The sequence below is a fragment of the Rhizobium sp. 2MFCol3.1 genome (assembly GCF_000377565.1).
Taxonomy (GTDB): Bacteria; Pseudomonadota; Alphaproteobacteria; order Rhizobiales; family Rhizobiaceae; genus Rhizobium.
This window is the reverse complement of sequence record NZ_KB898365.1, coordinates 107,549-124,432: the sequence shown is the minus strand read 5'-3', so window position 1 is coordinate 124,432 and position 16,884 is coordinate 107,549. Positions and strand designations below refer to the sequence as shown.

Annotated in this window: 18 protein-coding genes and 1 pseudogene; 6 read left to right on the top strand and 13 right to left on the bottom strand. The window is 56.4% G+C overall.

What is annotated here, in order from left to right; genetic code table 11:
• Window positions 1-29 precede the first annotated feature (29 nt).
• Window positions 30-464, top strand: a complete 435-nt coding sequence (locus D460_RS0122480; protein ID WP_018900849.1) for a hypothetical protein — start codon at window positions 30-32, stop codon at window positions 462-464.
• A gap of 149 nt (window positions 465-613) precedes the next feature.
• On the opposite strand, the gene D460_RS0122475 is transcribed toward D460_RS0122480, so the two are convergent.
• The 7 genes from D460_RS0122475 to D460_RS0122445 form a co-directional block, all read right to left on the bottom strand.
• The gene (locus D460_RS0122475) at window positions 614-1,447 is read right to left on the bottom strand and encodes a hypothetical protein (RefSeq protein WP_018900848.1); all 834 of its coding nucleotides are present in this window, start codon (window positions 1,445-1,447) and stop codon (window positions 614-616) included.
• Between the two features lie 25 nt (window positions 1,448-1,472).
• Window positions 1,473-1,832 (bottom strand): hypothetical protein, encoded by a 360-nt coding sequence (locus D460_RS36470; RefSeq protein WP_196809357.1) that lies wholly within the window; start codon window positions 1,830-1,832, stop codon window positions 1,473-1,475.
• Window positions 1,833-1,969: 137 nt separating this feature from the next.
• Window positions 1,970-2,752, bottom strand: a complete 783-nt coding sequence (locus D460_RS0122465) for an ABC transporter permease (RefSeq protein WP_018900846.1) — start codon at window positions 2,750-2,752, stop codon at window positions 1,970-1,972.
• Complete coding sequence (locus tag D460_RS0122460) at window positions 2,749-3,927, bottom strand: ABC transporter permease (protein WP_018900845.1); 1,179 nt, start codon at window positions 3,925-3,927, stop codon at window positions 2,749-2,751. Before D460_RS0122460 ends, D460_RS0122465 begins: the two co-directional genes overlap by 4 nt.
• Window positions 3,924-4,988, bottom strand: coding sequence for an ABC transporter ATP-binding protein (locus D460_RS0122455; RefSeq protein WP_018900844.1), 1,065 nt, complete (start codon window positions 4,986-4,988; stop codon window positions 3,924-3,926). The genes D460_RS0122460 and D460_RS0122455 overlap by 4 nt, the downstream gene beginning before the upstream one ends.
• Before the next feature lie 70 nt (window positions 4,989-5,058).
• Window positions 5,059-6,099: an ABC transporter substrate-binding protein gene (locus D460_RS0122450; RefSeq protein ID WP_018900843.1), complete on the bottom strand. Its 1,041-nt coding sequence runs from the start codon at window positions 6,097-6,099 to the stop codon at window positions 5,059-5,061.
• Window positions 6,100-6,217: 118 nt separating this feature from the next.
• Window positions 6,218-6,766: a cupin domain-containing protein gene (locus D460_RS0122445; protein WP_018900842.1), complete on the bottom strand. Its 549-nt coding sequence runs from the start codon at window positions 6,764-6,766 to the stop codon at window positions 6,218-6,220.
• Window positions 6,767-6,946: 180 nt separating this feature from the next.
• Here D460_RS0122445 and hisD point away from each other — a divergent pair, with 180 nt between their 5' ends.
• A complete protein-coding gene (hisD, locus tag D460_RS0122440) occupies window positions 6,947-8,251 on the top strand; it encodes a histidinol dehydrogenase (protein ID WP_018900841.1) in 1,305 nt (434 codons plus the stop codon).
• Window positions 8,252-8,455: 204 nt separating this feature from the next.
• On the opposite strand, the pseudogene D460_RS35320 reads toward hisD, so the two are convergent.
• Together D460_RS35320 and D460_RS33585 are read right to left on the bottom strand one after the other, a co-directional pair.
• Window positions 8,456-8,874, bottom strand: a pseudogene (locus D460_RS35320) (transposase); the annotation flags it as partial.
• A 502-nt stretch (window positions 8,875-9,376) separates the two neighbouring features.
• Complete coding sequence (locus tag D460_RS33585; protein ID WP_155947825.1) at window positions 9,377-9,769, bottom strand: hypothetical protein; 393 nt, start codon at window positions 9,767-9,769, stop codon at window positions 9,377-9,379.
• A gap of 561 nt (window positions 9,770-10,330) precedes the next feature.
• Here D460_RS33585 and D460_RS0122420 point away from each other — a divergent pair.
• Window positions 10,331-11,254 (top strand): site-specific DNA-methyltransferase, encoded by a 924-nt coding sequence (locus D460_RS0122420; RefSeq protein WP_018900838.1) that lies wholly within the window; start codon window positions 10,331-10,333, stop codon window positions 11,252-11,254.
• Between the two features lie 64 nt (window positions 11,255-11,318).
• Window positions 11,319-12,094 (top strand): IS5 family transposase gene (locus D460_RS35315; RefSeq protein ID WP_245267785.1). Its coding sequence is split into 2 segments (ribosomal slippage): window positions 11,319-11,642 and window positions 11,645-12,094, totalling 774 coding nucleotides; the frame shifts between segments, so codons are not numbered across the junction.
• 154 nt (window positions 12,095-12,248) lie between these two features.
• Here the strand turns inward: D460_RS35315 and D460_RS0122410 are convergent.
• Entirely contained in the window at window positions 12,249-13,463 is a 1,215-nt protein-coding gene (locus tag D460_RS0122410; RefSeq protein ID WP_081619953.1) for an IS701 family transposase, read from the bottom strand.
• 65 nt (window positions 13,464-13,528) lie between these two features.
• Here D460_RS0122410 and D460_RS0122405 point away from each other — a divergent pair, with 65 nt between their 5' ends.
• Complete coding sequence (locus D460_RS0122405; RefSeq protein ID WP_018900835.1) at window positions 13,529-14,266, top strand: hypothetical protein; 738 nt, start codon at window positions 13,529-13,531, stop codon at window positions 14,264-14,266.
• A 223-nt stretch (window positions 14,267-14,489) separates the two neighbouring features.
• On the opposite strand, the gene D460_RS0122400 is transcribed toward D460_RS0122405, so the two are convergent.
• The 3 genes from D460_RS0122400 to D460_RS0122390 all read right to left on the bottom strand — a co-directional run bounded on the left by D460_RS0122400 (window position 14,490) and on the right by D460_RS0122390 (window position 16,291).
• Window positions 14,490-15,050, bottom strand: a complete 561-nt coding sequence (locus D460_RS0122400) for a nucleotidyltransferase family protein (RefSeq protein ID WP_018900834.1) — start codon at window positions 15,048-15,050, stop codon at window positions 14,490-14,492.
• Window positions 15,051-15,163: 113 nt separating this feature from the next.
• Window positions 15,164-15,442 (bottom strand): hypothetical protein, encoded by a 279-nt coding sequence (locus tag D460_RS0122395; protein WP_196809356.1) that lies wholly within the window; start codon window positions 15,440-15,442, stop codon window positions 15,164-15,166.
• Window positions 15,443-15,652: 210 nt separating this feature from the next.
• A complete protein-coding gene (locus D460_RS0122390; protein WP_018900832.1) occupies window positions 15,653-16,291 on the bottom strand; it encodes a hypothetical protein in 639 nt (212 codons plus the stop codon).
• Between the two features lie 117 nt (window positions 16,292-16,408).
• Here D460_RS0122390 and D460_RS0122385 point away from each other — a divergent pair, with 117 nt between their 5' ends.
• Window positions 16,409-16,870, top strand: coding sequence for a hypothetical protein (locus D460_RS0122385; protein ID WP_155947822.1), 462 nt, complete (start codon window positions 16,409-16,411; stop codon window positions 16,868-16,870).
• Window positions 16,871-16,884: the final 14 nt, after the last annotated feature.

Here is a 16,884-nt window from a genome sequence, read left to right as displayed (position 1 = left end):
GCAGTTGCAACGTTCATGTGGAGTAGAATGTGACCAAAACTGCCAAGCGTATCGAGTACTGCGTCCCGCCGATCTTGGTTCAGGATCATGCAAGCCAATGCGCAGCTCACTTCCTCAATTGGTTTCATACTAATTCCGCGGCACATATCACGGATGTGCTGCGCTGTGGGCTGAAGGGGTCCGGCGGCCTGGTGGAGGAAGTTGAGCATTGGTCCCACAACTGCTCGGAGGACGCTATGGATAATGATTGTGATGGAGGGTACTGGGACAAATCATATGGCCCGTGGACCTATCAAGAATTGCCGGCGCTCGATATTGCAAAGGTGGTCTGGAACCACACGCGGGGCTGGAAGGCCGCCGATTTTGAACTGTACGGGCGGACGACTGAACAACACAGTGTACACTTGGAAGTGATGGCGCGTTGGCGGGCGGAATTGAACCTGCCCGCTGTCCCAGGGGCCTGATCCCATTGCAGCTCGGTTGCCAGCTGTTTATCCCGCACCAAGAGTGACCGAGCGATTGTCGCAACTAATTTCCGGTGCGAGACGTGGCGTGAGTTCCGATGGAACTCACGTCGCCTCAATTGACTTCCCCCACCTAAGACGCCATGAAGTCAGCCGGTGAGCCCGCGAGCAGCCAGTGGTGCGAAACTGGGCACTTGGTGCAACTCGTAATGATGCCACGGTGACAGCGCGAAGTTGTCCGTCTCCCTGAGAAGCTTGCTGATAGTTTGCTTCGCGGTGCCCAGGCCAGTCCGGAAGAGACCTTGGCCCAAGGCGCAGCTTTGGAACTCCGCGTTGATATCTTCCGCGGCTAAAGCGGGATCGTGCACCAGCCAAGCTGCCAGAACTCCATGTGGGTGTTTGTCCCGGTTCTCGGAGTCGAGACGTCTTAGGACTTCTTCTATCTCTCCGGACGCCGCGCCGATGTGGAGGATATCGCGTTCGGAAGACGACCAAAGAATGTACGCCCAGCCTTCTTCACGCACCAAGTGTCCATGCTCGACCGTCATTCTCAGGTAATTTTCGAGCATCGCATCCCCAAATTGACTCGTAAACTTATCGATCGAATTATTGAACAAAAGCGGGTCCCCGGCCCGAACCGATCCTCTCAGCTCCGCAAGATAAATCCACAAAGACTTACAGAGCTCGCTCGACGGATACCCCATGAGCCGTGATGTAGAGAACCAATCATAGCTGTCGCCGACATGTATGCGTCGAAACATATCCCGCACCACATGAAGAGAGTGGTGCATTTGCAGCGTATTTTCCGGAAATTTCCGGTTCGCAACAACATTGAGCGTAAACGATGTTGCCGCTATGCGACTTTTCCACTCGCTAGACTGCACCTGCACGGTGCCGAAACCGTGCTTCAAAAAGTCGTGACGAGGAAAATCGTATATTGGGCTCGTCTTGGGTCCCTTTGTTCTCTTGCGATCAATCGACATGCACGCTCGCTCTCTTTTCGCTGGATCAGCTTGCAAGGGTTTGTCGCAAGAAAGAAACATATTGGCGCGTACCCGCCTCCCCGATCGCAAGCGCTGCGCTTCCCGCATCGACGTCCACCGCGATCGGTATTGTGGGGCGCGCGCACGAACCAGGGCGCATGGACCGCGACCCTGCGATGATCCTTTGGATTACCGTCGTCTCTGAGATTTGCGGTGCCAACGGCTTTGTCCGCTCTCCGCCTGATGGCTTGCTCGGCTTGTCGTCGCCACTCAATGCCGGATCGTCATCCTCTGGCTTCATGTGCGAGAGCAGAGAAGTGGAAATCCAGCCTTCGCGCGCGGTTAGCTTGTCGCGAACTTCGCCCAGACCGAGGTCGTTTTGCATCTGCGACCTCGCGTCCGTTGTCATATCGGTCGAGGACACCGAACTGTTTGCCCGGACCGTATCGCAGTGCGACCTTGCACCCCGGACGTGACACACCGAGCAGACGACTGGCCGCAGACATTCCTCGGAGGGGCCTCCTATTGCAACGCGCGCTTGCGCCCAACACTCACCAGGATGCCTATCAGAAGTGTGCCAGCGATGAAAACAAAAGCCGCCGCCGCGATCGCCGGGCTGATATTCTCTCGGATGGTCGAGAACATTTGCCTTGCAAGGGTACGCTGGTTTGGCCCTGCCACGAACAAGGTCAGCACGACTTCATCGAGTGAGGTCGCAAACGCGAAGACGGCACCAGAAATTATGCCCGGCATCGCCAATGGCAGCGTTACAGTTCGAAGAACAACGTGAGGAGCAGCCCCCATACTAGCCGCTGCCTGTTCCAGCCGCCGATCAATCCCTTGGAGCGATGCCGTAACATTCACAACGACGAACGGCACAGCAAGGACGGTGTGTGCCACGATAACGCCAAGATAGGTGTTGGCGAGACCGTATTGGGCAAACATAAGCTGCATCCCAACGCCGAGGACGACGGCGGGGACGACCATCGGCAGAAGGAAAATTGTCCGAACGAAGCCGAATACCAGCGACACTCGTTTTCCTCTGAGGCCGAGTGACCCGATAGTCCCAAGGACCGTCGCAAGAGCAGTCGTGCCTGCGCCGACGATGAGGCTATTGAAAATCGACCGACGCCAAGCGTCTGCCGTGAGCAGTTCGACGAACCAGCGCATTGAGAAGCCCGGGATCGGGTAATTGAGAAATACGCTGTCCGTAAAAGCGAGAGGGAGGATCGCCACCAACGGGGCCATCAGGAAAAAGACCACGGCTCCGCCGAAGAAGAGCTTTGCTATCGGAAGTGGCTTCATGCGCGCGCCTCCTCGATGGAGAGCCGTAGATAAATGACGTAGAGCAATATGGTTGCTACAAGCAAGACCAGTCCGAGAGCGCCTGCCATGCCCCAGTTCGCAGCGCCTGTCGCGTAGTAGGCGATGACCGAGCTTATCATTTGGTCTTTAGCGCCGCCGATCAGAGCGGGCGTGATGTAATAGCCGAGAGCACTCATGAAAACGAGCAAGGAACCCGAGACGACACCGCGCAGCGAAAGCGGCAACAGAACAAGATAGAAAGCGCGGACGGGGTTCGCACCAAGCGACGCGGCAGCGGGCATCAGGTTCTTCGGTATGCCGAGCAGGACGCTGAAGATCGGCAGCACCATAAACGGCAACAACACGTGCGTCATCGCGATAACGACACCCACCCTATTGAAGATCAACGGGATAGGTCCGCTCGTCAAGCCTATGAATTGAAGAGTTGAGTTTATCAGCCCGTTATCCTGAAGCAGTATGAACCACGCGGCTGTGCGTACGAGAAGGGAGGTCCACAGAGGCAGCAGCACCGCTGCGAGGAGCAGTTGCCGACGCCAGCCCGTGACGGAGGCGGCGACCATGGCGAACGGCATGCCCAGCAACGCGCAGCAGATCGTGACGGTCGCTGCTGTTATCAGAGTGCGAATGAGTGTGTCGCGGTTTGCAGAAGAGCCCGGCGGGACGTTTGTGATCGATCCGTTTGCGTCCCTCATGAGGTCGACCGCCGCAAGAAGGTTTCGGTCTGTCGTGGGCGAACTCGCGGCTTCCTGAATTGCGACCCAGAAGCTGGGATCAGACCAGCGCTTGTCGACCGATGTGAGATCGCTGAGCGCCGTATCCGCCGACAGAGCGGCCCTCGTCTTACTCATCAGAGTTCGAAATCCCGACTTCGCGCTGTTGAGGCGGCGGACAAGATCCCCGAAGAGCTCATCGTCTGTTATGCCTCGCAGATCCCCGGCAAGCGCCGTCTGGGCCTCGGGGCCCGGCGCACTTGATCGGTCCCAGCCTTTCAACGCCGACGAGATAGTAGGCAACGCTCGCGATGCGACCGGATCAGAAACGGCCGAGCGCATCATTGTGCCAAGGGGCAGCACGAAGAAGAAAAGAAGGAACAAAGCGAGCGGAGCGACAAGGGCGGACGACTTTCCTTGCTTCCAGAGCCAACTGTCCGTCATGCGACAATCCAGCACTGATTTGGGTTGAAGGACAGAGTCACGCGGTCGCCAATGCTTGGTGGCGGCAAATTCCGGTTGGCCTTTATAATCAGGTCGCTCCCGTTGTGGCGGGTGCGAACCTGAAGATGGTCGCCGTGATAGACAACATCGGTAACGGTCGCGTCCAGCGAGTTCGCCGATGGACTACCTGCATCTACAGCGATCCGCTCCGGCCGTACGGATATCTTGACCTGTGTGCCGACATTCACATTGGCTTCCGAAACAGCCTCGAGATGAGCGCCGCCTTCGAGGCGAAGGGTGAGCAGGCCGTTTTCGGACTTGCTGACCTTTCCAGATAGGAGATTGGTCTCTCCAATAAATTGGGCAACAAACTGAGTTCTGGGATGATCGTAAATCTGCAGGGGAGTGCCAATCTGCTCGATCTTGCCGTGATTGAAGATGGCAATCCTGTCCGACATCGTCAGCGCTTCGCTCTGGTCATGCGTCACAAAGACGATGGTCAGCCCCAAGCGGCGGTGGATGTCTCGAATGTCCAACTGCATCTGCTCCCGCAGCTTTTTGTCGAGCGCACCGAGCGGTTCATCCATCAGGACCACCTCGGGCTCGAAAACGAGGGCACGGGCGAGTGCCACACGCTGCTGCTGCCCGCCGGAGAGTTGGATTGGCTTGCGATCATGGAAAGCAGCGAGTTGCACCATGTCCAGCGCCTTCGAAACCCGCTCGTTCATCTCAGCACGAGCGACGCCGCGCATCTTGAGAGGGAACGCGACATTCTCGGCCACCGTCATGTGGGGAAACAAAGCATAATTCTGGAACACGACGCCCATGTTTCGACGATAAGGCGGGAGAGCGTCGACGCGTTTGCCGCCAACGGAGATGGAACCGCTTGTCGGCGTCTCGAAGCCCGCCAGCATCATCAGCAAGGTTGTCTTGCCTGAACCGGAAGGTCCGAGCATGCTGACGAACTCGCCTTTCGCGATGGAAAGATCGAGGTCGTCGACAACGGTGACAATGCCAAACGCTTTACTGACCTTGTCAAATTGGATGAAGGGGTTGGACATCGAATTTCTTCTCCGGGACGCTCGTTAGTTCGAGCGTAGAGGGGCCTTCCGAAAAGGCCCCTGCTTGCTGTTACTGGCTAAGCCAAGCGTTGAAACGCTGTGTGAGCTCTTCTGAATTATCGGTCCAGAAGTCAACATCGAGGGGAATTGCACCCTTGAGGTTTTCCTCGGAGGTCGGGGACTCCTCGCGGTACTTTTCGGGCACCAGCTTGGCTGCGCCGAGGTTGGGAAGACCATAGGCGATGTATTCAGGAAGCTTTGCCTGATTTTCCGCCTTGCTCGCATAAGCGATGAAGTCCATGCCGGCGTCTTTATTGGGAGCATCCTTCAGGATCACCCAGCTGTCGATCGCGTAGACGCTGCCCGGAAACACGAAGCCGAAGTGCTTGCCTTCCGAGCGATTGATGCCGGTGATACGGCCGTTGTACGCAGCCGTCATGACGACCTGGCCAGAAGAGAGAAGCTGAAGCGGCTGCGCGCCCGCGTCCCACCAAACGATATCCTTCTTCAGCTCGTCCAGCTTTTTGAACGCGCGGTCTACACCGCCTTCGCCTTTGAGAACCTCGTAAACCTGGTCTGCAGGAACGCCGTCCGCCATGAGCGCGAACTCTAGCGCATACTTCGGCCCCTTGCGGAAACCGCGTTTGCCGGGAAACTTCTTGGTGTCCCAGAAGTCCGCCCAGGTCTTGGGAGCCTCTTTCAACTTGTCGGCATCATACGAAAGCCCGGTGGACCAGACGATGTTGCCGACGCCGCAATCGCTGACTGCGGCAGGCAAAAAGGCCTCTTTGCCGCCCATCTTCTCCCAGTCGATCTTTTCGTAGATGCCATCGGCGCAGCCGAGCGCCAGTTCCTCGGATTCGACTTCCACGACATCCCAGTTAGGCGTGCCCGCCTTGACCTTCGCCTGAAGGACGCCATAGCCGCCGTCCCAGCTCTCGTCGAGAACCGGCTTGCCGCTTTCCTTGGCGTAGGTTTCGAAGAAAATCTTGCGCTGCGCGTCCTGGAAATTTCCGCCCCAAGACACAACTGTCAGGTCGCGCGCCTGGGCAGCGAGAACGCCGCTCACCAGAACAGTTGAAGCGATGAGCGATATTTGAAGGAGTTTCATTTTACGTTCCCCTTGTTAAGCTTGAACGGCGGTAGCAAACCACGTTTCATATGTTTTGGAAGGCAGCCAGCGCTGTGTGGTGAATATTCTCACCGCTGGTTAGGCCGACATCATGGTGTCAGTACGTGGGTGGCGTGATGGCGCTCAATATCTCGCTTTCGCCGTCATTGACGTTTCGGAAGCGATGGGGGAGTCGGCTATCGAAATAGTAGCCATCGCCAGCCCTCAGCACTTTTTGTTGCCCCCCGACCGTGACCTCCACCGCTCCGGACAGCACCATCCCCGCCTCTTGTGCGGCGTGGGTAAACGCCTCGCCTGAGTCCGCGCCTGCCGCGTAGCGCTCGTGAAGCATAAGCAGTTGTCGATTAGGATGATCCAAACCAATGACGCGATATGAGATTGTGTCGACTTTCCCAATCTCTACGAGGTCTTGAGCTCCGTAAAACGGTGTGTACGGCAAGCTTGACTGAAGATCGGAAAAGAAACCCGGTAAGGTCGTGCCAAGCGCATCGAGCACAGCTCCCAAGGTATCTATCGACGGACTCATCCGATCGCGCTCGATCAGCGAAATGGTCGAGTGCGAAATGCCGGAGCGCGCGGCTAGCTCTCTAACCCCAAGATCACGTCGCCGACGCAGTTCCTTGAGCTTGCTTCCAATCTTGGGCATTCGTTTCCTCTAACTCCATGGTTCCGGGCAAGAGGACAACGTCATTGACCGGCGGCCTCGCCCACTGCTGATGGGCAGCTCGGCACATCGGTGGTGAAAATACTGGACAGCTGTCTAGTCGGCAATTGTATAGCGTACCTGAGTGGAGGATGGTTCTCGCGACGCACACAGGAGATCCCCATGACATCGCGGCTCGACGCCCTGAAGGGCAAATTCACTCAGATCAAGGAACCAACTCGCGACGCGGTCTCCGACAACGCGCCTGTTGAAGCGACGGTGAAAGAAATCATTGCAAACGTTCGCGCACGCGGCGATGCAGCCGTCCGTGATTACTCCGCCAAATTCGATAAGGCGGACGTCGCGCAGTTCGAGGTGACCGAAGAGGAGAAGTTGAAAGCTCTCGCCGATCTTGATCCCCAGACGCGAGAAGACACCGAGTTCGCCATCGCAAACGTTCGCAAGTTTGCGGAAGCACAGCTGAAGACGATGCTGCCGCTGGAGATCGAAACGCTTCCCGGGGTCCATCTCGGCCACCGGGTTATCCCGATCGAAGTTGTCGGCTGCTACGTCCCGGGTGGCCGCTATCCCCTACTCTCTGCACCAATCATGACTATCGTGCCCGCAAAGGTCGCAGGCTGCGACCTGGTCATCGCTTGCTTGCCGCCGAACGCCCACCCTGCGATGATCGCCGGCTGCCATCTAGCTGGCGCGGACCGGATCTTCAGGGTCGGCGGAGCGCAAGCTATCGCAGCGATGGCCTACGGCACCGAGACCATCCCAGCGGTCGACAAGATCGTCGGTCCAGGCAATGCCTTCGTCAACGAAGCTAAGCGTCAGGTCTTCGGCCAGGTCGGCATCGATCAGCTCGCCGGGCCCAGCGAGATCTTCATCGTCGCCGACGAGACCGGCAAGGCGGACATGATCGCCACCGACCTTCTTGCGCAGGCCGAGCACGACGTGCGTACGCGGGTTGGCTTGGTGACCACAGATCGCAAACTTGCCGAGGCCGTATTGGTCGAAGTCGAGAAGCAGCTTGAGGATCTCCCGACGGCAGGTGTCGCGGGCGTCGCCTGGAAAGACTACGGTGAGATCACGGTCGTGGACGACGAGGCAACAATGCTTGCCTACTCCGATTATATCGCGACTGAGCATCTCCAGGTCCACACGAAAGATCCGCAGGCGACGGCAAAGAAGCTGCGCAACTACGGTTCGCTCTTCATCGGTGAGCTTGCAAGCGTGGTATACTCCGACAAGTGCAGCGGGACGAACCATACCCTGCCGACGATGGCTGCCGGTCGTTATACAGGTGGTCTTTGGGTCGGCTCCTACGTCAAGGTGGCGACGCATCAATGGCTTGAGGAGAAGGGCGTTGCAGCTGTAGCTCCGGCCGCCGTTCGTCAGAGCGCGACGGAGCAACTCGAAGGGCACCGCCGCGCCGCTGCCCTGCGCCTGAGCCCGCAACAGCTGGCCGCCGCCTCAAAGTGACAAATAACCTGCATCAGTCGTCGGAGTGGCGCTGGTGCAGGTCACTAATCAGCATATGCCTTGCAGTTAGGAGATCGCATCGTTAGTGCGCCAGCGAAAATTGTTACGCTTTATGAGTACGCAAGAACTTAGCCGTGATCGAAGCCACGGCACGGCTGGCAGTGAGCCGACGTGGCCAGCCAGAGGGGAGCCTCATGGTGGCGTCTCGCGCAGCCTTGCTCGAAATTCGGTCGCCACAGGTCGGTTCGACTGGTAACGGATCGTCTTGCGATCGGCAGATATGATCGGGCAGGCCCGCCGTTCCGAAAGCCCCATGACGGTCTTCAGGTGCGTGACGGCTTCACGCTTGGCGGCGGGCGCTACCATTTTTTGGAGAAGCTCGCGGAGGGCGGCCGCGTCAAGCATCTGTTCGGCGAGCAGCTTCTTCAGCCTGGCGTTCTCGTCCTCAAGCGCCTTCAGCCGCTTCGCCTCAGAGACCTCCATGCCGCCGTATTTGGCTTTCCAGTTACAAAAAGTTGCTTCTGCATTCCATGCCTGCGGCAAAGGTCGGCCTCCTTCGCGCCAGCCTCCTGCTCCTTCAATACCGCAATAACCTGCTCTTCCGTAAAACGCTGCTTCTTCATGCGTCCGTCCTTTAATGGGTTGGACTCTAATGCATTCTGGAGGAAATTCGCGGTGGCAGGTCACTCGACATTGAGTCTGTCTTTAAGCCCACTCGATCGTTTGAAGTTTAGTAAGGATATCAATCGGGTGATAATTTGTCAGCGTTACACGGGTTTCCAGCAAATGGAGATTTCGCATGACAACCTTGCTACAATTAAACAATGCTGGCGTGCTATGCTGGGCACTCCACGATGGCAACGAAGTACGCTTCTTTCCCTACATCGATGAAGTCCAAGCTCTCTTGGCCACTGATGTGCCTAAGAAAGACTGGGCTAATGTCGACAAACGTAGATATGCGTGGCGAGCGCTATCAGGCGGGCCAGCTGGATATCACTTCTTCGTAGATTTCGACCGGACCGGAAAAATTTTGGGAATTATTGTTTGGGGGCCCTACGGAATACTGCCGGGCGTCTATGCTACTCCAGAAGCTGCTGCAGACGCAGCATGGGAAGACTGGTGGGATCACAATCCGGCGCTGCGTCCCACGAACACAGTACCAGGCGTATCGACCGGCCCGACGACCTGAGCGAGTTTGATCACGCCTGTAGTGATGAGCTCGCGATTGAGCGGATGGTCCATCCTTAATAGTGATCCGCGCCCATGCTTTTGCTCGAACCGGAATGCAGATGCTGCGCGCACTTTCAAACGCTCGTACTCGGAGAGTTCTTCGGGTGTCGCAGTCGCCCGGAGCTCCGCGTCATTTTCGCGAAATCTAGTCGCGAGTACGTGATAAGCGCCGCGCTCTTCCGAAAGCTTCATGCATTTCAGTATGAATGATGCGGCTGTCGAGTTCTCCCCCATGAACGATGATGGATGCTGCATGGTTTTCTGTCTCCACATTGATGCTTCCGTCATCGTCACCTCAAACTTCCACCGGCGCAATGGGAGCGGGCTTACGCCAAGGGGTTCCAAACCGTTCTGAGACGCCGAAGAACCTGGCTTGTCAAATCCCATAGGATTAGGATAGCCCAACGATGAATCCCAAGCGGACCTCCCACGTATCGCAGTGCTCGTGCGAGTAATGACCTGCTAGCTCCTTTTCGAGCATGAAGCATCCTCTGAGCGTTGCGACGGCAACGCGCATCGTACTAAGGCGCGCCCTTTCCGGCGAGCGCAAGTACTGCGAGACTGCGCCAGTTCTCACGTTTCAAGCGTTGACTGGCTATCTGTATCGCTCCCCGTTCGCCTGCAAATGTCAGCAGTACATAGCCCAAATTCTCAACCAGCGCATAAGCATTCGGTATTTTTCGAACGCTGGTGGAAGAAGACTTCACCGCAGTTTGTTGCGCCCGACCAGCCCGTCAAGGCAGCTTGTCGATTTTTTCTATCAGGGGCTTGAGCATCGCGAAAATTCAGATGACCATTGATACATCAATCCGTTGGGACGGTGTCCCGGCCTAAGGAAATCAAATCTTCATGCTTAATCAACCTGCTCGCGGAAACGCGGAGGCTATCGGCCTCTGCGCGCTCTACGCCGATGACTGCGCCGAAGTTCTTCCAAAACTCCCTACCGGATCGGTAGACCTCGTTATAACGAGCCCGCCGTACAATATCGGCAAAGCTTATGAGAAGCGCGCCGCGCTCGACGCGTATGTAGACTTCCAAACCACCATAATTGACGAGTGCTTCCGGCTTCTCGGTGAAAACGGTTCAATTTGCTGGCAAGTTGGAAACTGGGTGGCCGCCGGAGAAATCGTCCCGCTGGACAGCATCGTCATCCCCATTTTCCGCAGCCTTGGGATGAAAATCAGAAGTCGCGTGGTCTGGACGTTCGGCCATGGCATGCACTGCACAAGGCGCCTTTCGGGCCGCCACGAAACGATTGTGTGGGCCACGAAGTCGGACGACTATCACTTCGATCTGGACAGCATTCGCGTCCCTCAGAAGTATCCCAACAAGCGGCACTATAAAGGGCCAAACAAGGGTGAACTGAGCGGAAACCCGCTAGGGAAAAACCCCGGTGATGTTTGGGACATCTCCAACGTGAAAAACCGACACCCCGAGAAAACCAGCCACCCCTGCCAGTTTCCCGAAGAGTTGGTCGAGCGTTTTGTAAGGAGCCTGACCAAACCCGGTCAGACCGTTCTCGATCCCTTCGCAGGATCAGGCACTGTCGGAGCTGTCTGCAACCGCTTGGATCGAAAGTCGGTGCTGGTCGAGAGAGCTCCCGAATATGTCGATATAATCCGTAATCGTCTCGGTGGGGCTGAGCCGCGTAGTCGGAGAGCTGTCTCTGAGGTCGTGCCGTTGGCACCAACGACGGATGACTTGTTCACCGAGAGCGTCTGGACCGCAGGTTCGGCAGCCCGTGATCCGTCAATGTCTCCATTTTCGGGCTAGGCCGCGTCCCCATAAAAGGGTTTCGCTTTAGTCAGGATGATGATTCAATGTCCCTTGAAAGGAGATTGATATGCGCCGTCATGAACTTAGCGATGAAGAGTGGGCGATCATCGCACCACTTTTGCCGAATAAGAGCCGTGGTGTCGAACGTGTTGATGACCGCCGGGTGATCAATGGCATTTTGTGGCGTTTCAGAACTGGCTGCTCTTGGCGGGATATCCCTGAGCGCTACGGCCCTCGTACTACACTTTACAATCGGTTCTCGCGCTGGCGTAAAGCCGGCGTTTGGGACCGACTTCTTGAAGCGGTATCAAGGCGTTACGACGGCGATATAGTTATGATCGCGTCGTGTGTGCGCGTTCACCAGCATGGTGCCAACGCAAAAAAGGGGGCTCTACCGATCCTTGCATGGGACGTTCGCGCGGCGGCCTGACGACCAAAATCCATGCCATGGTCGATGCGGATGGCCGACCGTTACGAATGGAGCTGACAGCGGGCCAGGCAGCGGATGCTCCGGTCGCTGAGAGGCTGATTTCTGACATCGAACCAGGCACGACGCTACTTGCAGATAAAGCGTATGACACCGACGCGATCCGAGCGTTTGTGAAAGGCCGCAAGGCTTGGGCTAACATCCCAACAAAGATAAATCGGAAGCAGACTTTCAGCTTCAGTCGCTGGGTCTATAGGCAGCGAAACCAAGTGGAGAGGTTCTTCAATCGTATCAAACACATGCGGGGCCTGGCCACGCGCTACGACCGCCGCCCTGACAATTACCTTGCTGCACTGAAACTCGTTGCGACACGAATTTGGATCAATTCAGTTTGCGAGTCCACGTCCTAGCATTACAGTTGCATTTTAGTTTTGAGATGAGCTCGCCGAGCGGTCGCCTGATGGGCGCGCCGCCAGCATGACCATGCGATGACATAGGCGGGGTTTATGCGACGCTGAGCGAGTCTGTTGGCGATGCGCCGGACTTCCTGGATAGACCAGCGGATCAAATCCTGATGGTCGGCATCCGCGGTCTTTTTGGGGGCGTCGCGTCATTAGCGCGATACCGGATCACCGCCATCATGGCAAAGGCCAGCATGACGAGGGAGACGTGGCGATGCCAGCCATGCCATGAGCGGGTTTCATTGTGATCGAGTCCTAGCTCGTTCTTGGCGGTCTCGAAGCTGTCCTCGATCGCCCAGCGATGGCCTTCAACGGAAACGAGCGTCTGGATGTCCGTCCCGGCAGGGCACCATGTTGTGAAGAATGCGAGCTCACCATCGCTGATATTGCGCCGGATCAGTAGGCCCCGGGTCCAAAGCCCTGACTTCGTCTCGTTATATTCGTCGGCATCGAGATCGGCGAGTTCGCAGTAGGCCCAGTCATGAAGCCGTGCGCCTTTGGTGCCCTCACCAGCGGAAAGACGTTGCCATGCGCTTGGATCGAGATCACGGGCGATCTCCTGCGCTGTGCCGGCGACCGGAGGCTTTCCGGACCAAGAGCCGAAATGGTGGTCCGATTTGACTCCAAGAACGTACCCTTTGCAGGCTCGGCGCAGTGTTCTCTCAACGTCCCCAACGCCATAAACCGCATCTGCGGCCACCCATGAAAACGGCACATCGGCTGCCAATGCTCGCCGTATCATATCGACAGCCAGGCCTGGCTTGGTAGCAAAGGCTGTACCCTGAGGAACATGGGTTGCCGAAAGCCTTACCGGATCCGCGGCCCAGCTCTTGGGCAAGTAGAGGGCTCGATCGATAAAGGCATGACCGCGAACGGACACATAGGTGGCGAACACACCGATCTGGCAGTTCGTTATCTTGCCAGCCGATCCTGTATATTGACGTGCAACACCGCAAGACGTCTTGCCCTGCTTGAGAAAGCCTGTTTCGTCAATGACTAGGACTGCATCATCCGTGGCGAGGTTTTCCACGACATACTCGCGCACGATGTCGCGAAGTGCGTCGGCGTCCCAGCGCCCGCGCCCGAGAATGGCTTGTTGCCGCCACGGGCCGGGATCACCGGCCGCCTCAGCACGCATCCAACCCGTCTTACGCCGCTCGTCACCGAGCAAGCCGTCTAGGAAAAGGTTCGCAGATGATGCGACACGCTCCTGCGTAAACAGACCGCGCATACGGGCCTTAACGTCACGCAACGATGATGCCCATAGCTCAAGCGTCGTTTCGATTGATGCACTTGCCATCCATGACCTCCGAATCATGGAGACCTATAGATTCAGACTACAGAGAATTATGCAACTGTAATGCTAGCGTGCACGATAAAGCCATGGCCGGCAATTTTCTGACCCTTGCCGCCCACAAAAATCCAGGAGACCCTTTCATAGTACTGACGACGGAGCTTTACGTGGACCGCATTGAACTGGCTGATTTTCTAACCGAGTTTGACCAAGCGCGAGCGAACGACACGCCTTCCCCTGTCTGCTATTCAGGCCATCTCTTGCTTCCAGGCGACGACGTCGTCATCTCGTTAGAGACTGCCAAGGGTCTGGTTCTGAAAATAAACGGCTGCCTCGCTGACAAAGATCATCCGATGGCAGCACTGGTAGAAGAGTATGGTTTCTACATTCGTCGGGCGCTGAGACGAAATCGTGCTGCCGATGTCGTCCGGAGGGAGATTATCGGCAGGTGGCATGAGAATGGCGACGCGTTTGCTTTTGAGCCCTACCTCGTGCGCACCGTATTCCTCGATAAGCCAACAGTTCTCAACAAATATCGGTATCGGATTTTTCCGTTGGACGGCTATAAACTTGGTGACGATTTCTGGTTGGAATTCAACTCCGGCGATACCGGCGCACAGGCAAAGTTAGTGTTCGAAACGAGCACCGAGATGGAAATCAACTACGACGAGATACCTAAAAGCATGTTGACCTGGATGCCCGTTGGCGTCGTGTGGTCGCCGCCGAAAAAGTCAGGCTATCCGGTCCTGGTCGAATACGCAGTAGGGAAGACAGAGCGGCTTAGAATGAGAGAAGCAAAGGCCGCCGCGGCTGCTGGCTCAGTGTAACGTAGAGTGTCGCGCAATCCACCGCGGGGGGACGGGGTCGTGACAGAGATTTGAGCAAGCGCGCACGTTTACCCCTTCTCTCTCTTCAAACCGCCGAAATTTGAAAAAAGGCGAGCGGCACAATTTCAAGCATGACGATGCAACTCGTATGCGCTTCATGATGGCGCAAATCTGCGGCTTTGGGGCAAGTGCCACAAAGCTCGACATCTGCCAAAAACCAGGATCACAGAGCCACTGACAGCCAGGGCCATCGCGTCTGGTAGTCCTGGCATTTCTTGAGAAATAGGTTTGTCAGAGGGTTGTTTGGATTGATGCGCAGAATGCCATTTCGCATGTCGTCAAATCCATCGGGCGCATAGACCTCGCCACTCCCGATGCCGATACCCAATTGCGTGCAGGCGATCAGGTAGCGGTCAATCCCGTCTTCAACTCGCGTCAGCGGCGGACAAGGCGATCCGAATTTCTGTTGATACCAGAGGTGAACGCGGGACTGATTTCTGATTTCAACTCTATCCGCGAGATCGCCAAGCAGTTCTCGTGCTCTCTGAATGACGGCGTCTTCTGCTTCCCACGACAGATCGCTAGCATCGAAGTAGAACACGTCGTAGTCCTTGATAGCCTGGTCTGGCTTATTCCCGCTTCTAAGATTCCATACGGTTTGAAACAAACAGCCTGCGGTCAGGGTTGCTTGAGGCAGCCCTAGCTCGGGAAGAACGTCCAGAAGCCATCGGTTTGTCTCGTTTCTCGTTATCTGTTCGACAAACTGTTGTTCAGAATATGACATGAATCCAGCGCCTCTATGTTCGCCCAATGTTCTGATCGTTTTGGTGGTGTGTCAATGTAGCCAGACCACCTACTCGACATTACCGAACAGCCCTGGTATGGGTCCTTCCATGTTCAGATTGATATGAATAGGCGCTGACCTTTAGCTTTCGTCTTCTGACGGAATTGTCCGCCTATGTGCCGCGTATCGACCGGAAACCTGAACATGCTCCAGAAGCGAATTCCCATCGTGGACGAGGCGCGGCGTACCTCCGAAGGCGGCGCAGCCATTTCAAAACTGGAGGAGTAGACCTTGATCACCGTTTCGAATGCCACCTTCTGATCGTCGAGAACGACGAGTTCGCGCTGCAGCTCTTCAATCTTGGAGTTGATCTCGGAGAGTTTCGCCTTCAATCCGTCAACCACATCCACCATACGTAACGTTCCTGAGCTAACCCTCAGGGGATAACATCAGCCCTTATCGGCATCTTGTGGCAACTGCTAATGCCGCAAAGTTGTTTGTCCCAAGCTGCGCGTGCGTAGATATACGCACTGCAATGTCCTGTTCCAGCGGTACAAGTCGGCCGTCTCGTACCTCACGCCGACGCGTGGCACTAGACGGATTTAGTGAAGGAAACTGCGGGCTGTCCGAGACGGCAGCACATCAGCGGGTGAGAGACACTGCATCTCCGACAGTCCATACATGACACTTGCCGCAAGAGAAGCGATCGGTGCTCTGTCGAGTATTTCCGCATCGCCGGTAAGTTCGGAAAGCTTAGCGTCAGAGGTGTCAAGCACGGCGCTGATTATTCGGCTCTGTGCTATCATGGCCGTACGCAAGGTCTGGCTGGGTGGACGAGGCGCATCGCAAACAAAGACCACGTTGATCGCACCCGCTGCATCCCCTGGCTCCAAGTAAGCGCCGTCTATCCAGACGTCACTTCCGTCAACATTCAGGCCCGCTGCTTTCCCGAAATTGACATAGATTGTACCCTCCAACCATCGTGCGGTTTCACCCTCTATGTCAACAACCTGCGATCCGGTGATCACACTCATTTCGGGCGCGAAGTCAAAAACCTCTGCGCCAGCCGAGCGCCAGCGGCACCACATCGACTTCATTATTCCTATCAACTCGATCCGGCACCGGAATTCGACCTCCGACATCGAGCCGAAGTCAGCCACCTCGTCTGTCGACAAGCTCGCCTCAAAGGCATCATCAAGGAGTAGGAAGCGATACGGGTGGAGATCAAGTTCGTTTGTCATGTTCGAGGTCCTGAGGTTTATCCAAGCGTGCTGCTAGAGTACGCAAGTGACAACCAGATTCTCCCGGCTACTGTGTTGTCGAAACTCGCAAGCAGCCCGGGCTTCAGGAGCGGTCCCGTGCCCGCAGCCTCCTTTCTGCTGTATCGATTTCGAACCAAAGCCATTGCCTCGATCGATGGAACATGCCGCGAAAAAATGCGTCTGACTCTTGATGCGCCGCCCCCCGGAAATTACATTTCGAGCATGACCAAAACGCAATTTCTCAAAGACCAGTATTTCGACATGCTGGCGTCTGGCCTATTCGTTTGCGAGCGTTGGCAAGTTGGCTTCAATAATTTCTTCGAGGACCTCGAGCACGTGACCCCTACCATGCCCGGACGGCGTTTTCTCGCCCCAAAAATAGCGGAGCTTGGATTTACTCCCGGAAATGTCGAGTGGCATTTCCACTCGACAGCCAAGGGTCAGAAGCGAGAAAGACATGTTCAAGCGGAGCTTCAAAGCGCGAAAGAGAAGCGCCGCAAGATGATTGCCGATCAGTACCGTCAGTGGGAGGAGAAAATGGCGGCGCGGGGCAAGTGATCGCACTAATAGGT

Excerpts from the sequence above, each read along its gene's own strand:
- D460_RS33585 (WP_155947825.1), bottom strand. The coding sequence starts at position 9,769 with ATGACGGAAGCATCAATGTGGAGACAGAAAACCATGCAGCATCCATCA.
- D460_RS36470 (WP_196809357.1), bottom strand. The coding sequence starts at position 1,832 with ATGCAAAACGACCTCGGTCTGGGCGAAGTTCGCGACAAGCTAACCGCG.
- D460_RS0122400 (WP_018900834.1), bottom strand. The coding sequence starts at position 15,050 with ATGTCATATTCTGAACAACAGTTTGTCGAACAGATAACGAGAAACGAG.
- D460_RS0122465 (WP_018900846.1), bottom strand. The coding sequence starts at position 2,752 with ATGAAGCCACTTCCGATAGCAAAGCTCTTCTTCGGCGGAGCCGTGGTC.
- D460_RS0122445 (WP_018900842.1), bottom strand. The coding sequence starts at position 6,766 with ATGCCCAAGATTGGAAGCAAGCTCAAGGAACTGCGTCGGCGACGTGAT.
- D460_RS0122405 (WP_018900835.1), top strand. The coding sequence starts at position 13,529 with ATGGCCGGCAATTTTCTGACCCTTGCCGCCCACAAAAATCCAGGAGAC.
- D460_RS0122420 (WP_018900838.1), top strand. The coding sequence starts at position 10,331 with ATGCTTAATCAACCTGCTCGCGGAAACGCGGAGGCTATCGGCCTCTGC.
- D460_RS0122390 (WP_018900832.1), bottom strand. The coding sequence starts at position 16,291 with ATGACAAACGAACTTGATCTCCACCCGTATCGCTTCCTACTCCTTGAT.
- D460_RS0122460 (WP_018900845.1), bottom strand. The coding sequence starts at position 3,927 with ATGACGGACAGTTGGCTCTGGAAGCAAGGAAAGTCGTCCGCCCTTGTC.
- D460_RS0122410 (WP_081619953.1), bottom strand. The coding sequence starts at position 13,463 with ATGATTCGGAGGTCATGGATGGCAAGTGCATCAATCGAAACGACGCTT.
- D460_RS0122450 (WP_018900843.1), bottom strand. The coding sequence starts at position 6,099 with ATGAAACTCCTTCAAATATCGCTCATCGCTTCAACTGTTCTGGTGAGC.
- D460_RS0122475 (WP_018900848.1), bottom strand. The coding sequence starts at position 1,447 with ATGTCGATTGATCGCAAGAGAACAAAGGGACCCAAGACGAGCCCAATA.
- hisD (WP_018900841.1), top strand. The coding sequence starts at position 6,947 with ATGACATCGCGGCTCGACGCCCTGAAGGGCAAATTCACTCAGATCAAG.
- D460_RS0122455 (WP_018900844.1), bottom strand. The coding sequence starts at position 4,988 with ATGTCCAACCCCTTCATCCAATTTGACAAGGTCAGTAAAGCGTTTGGC.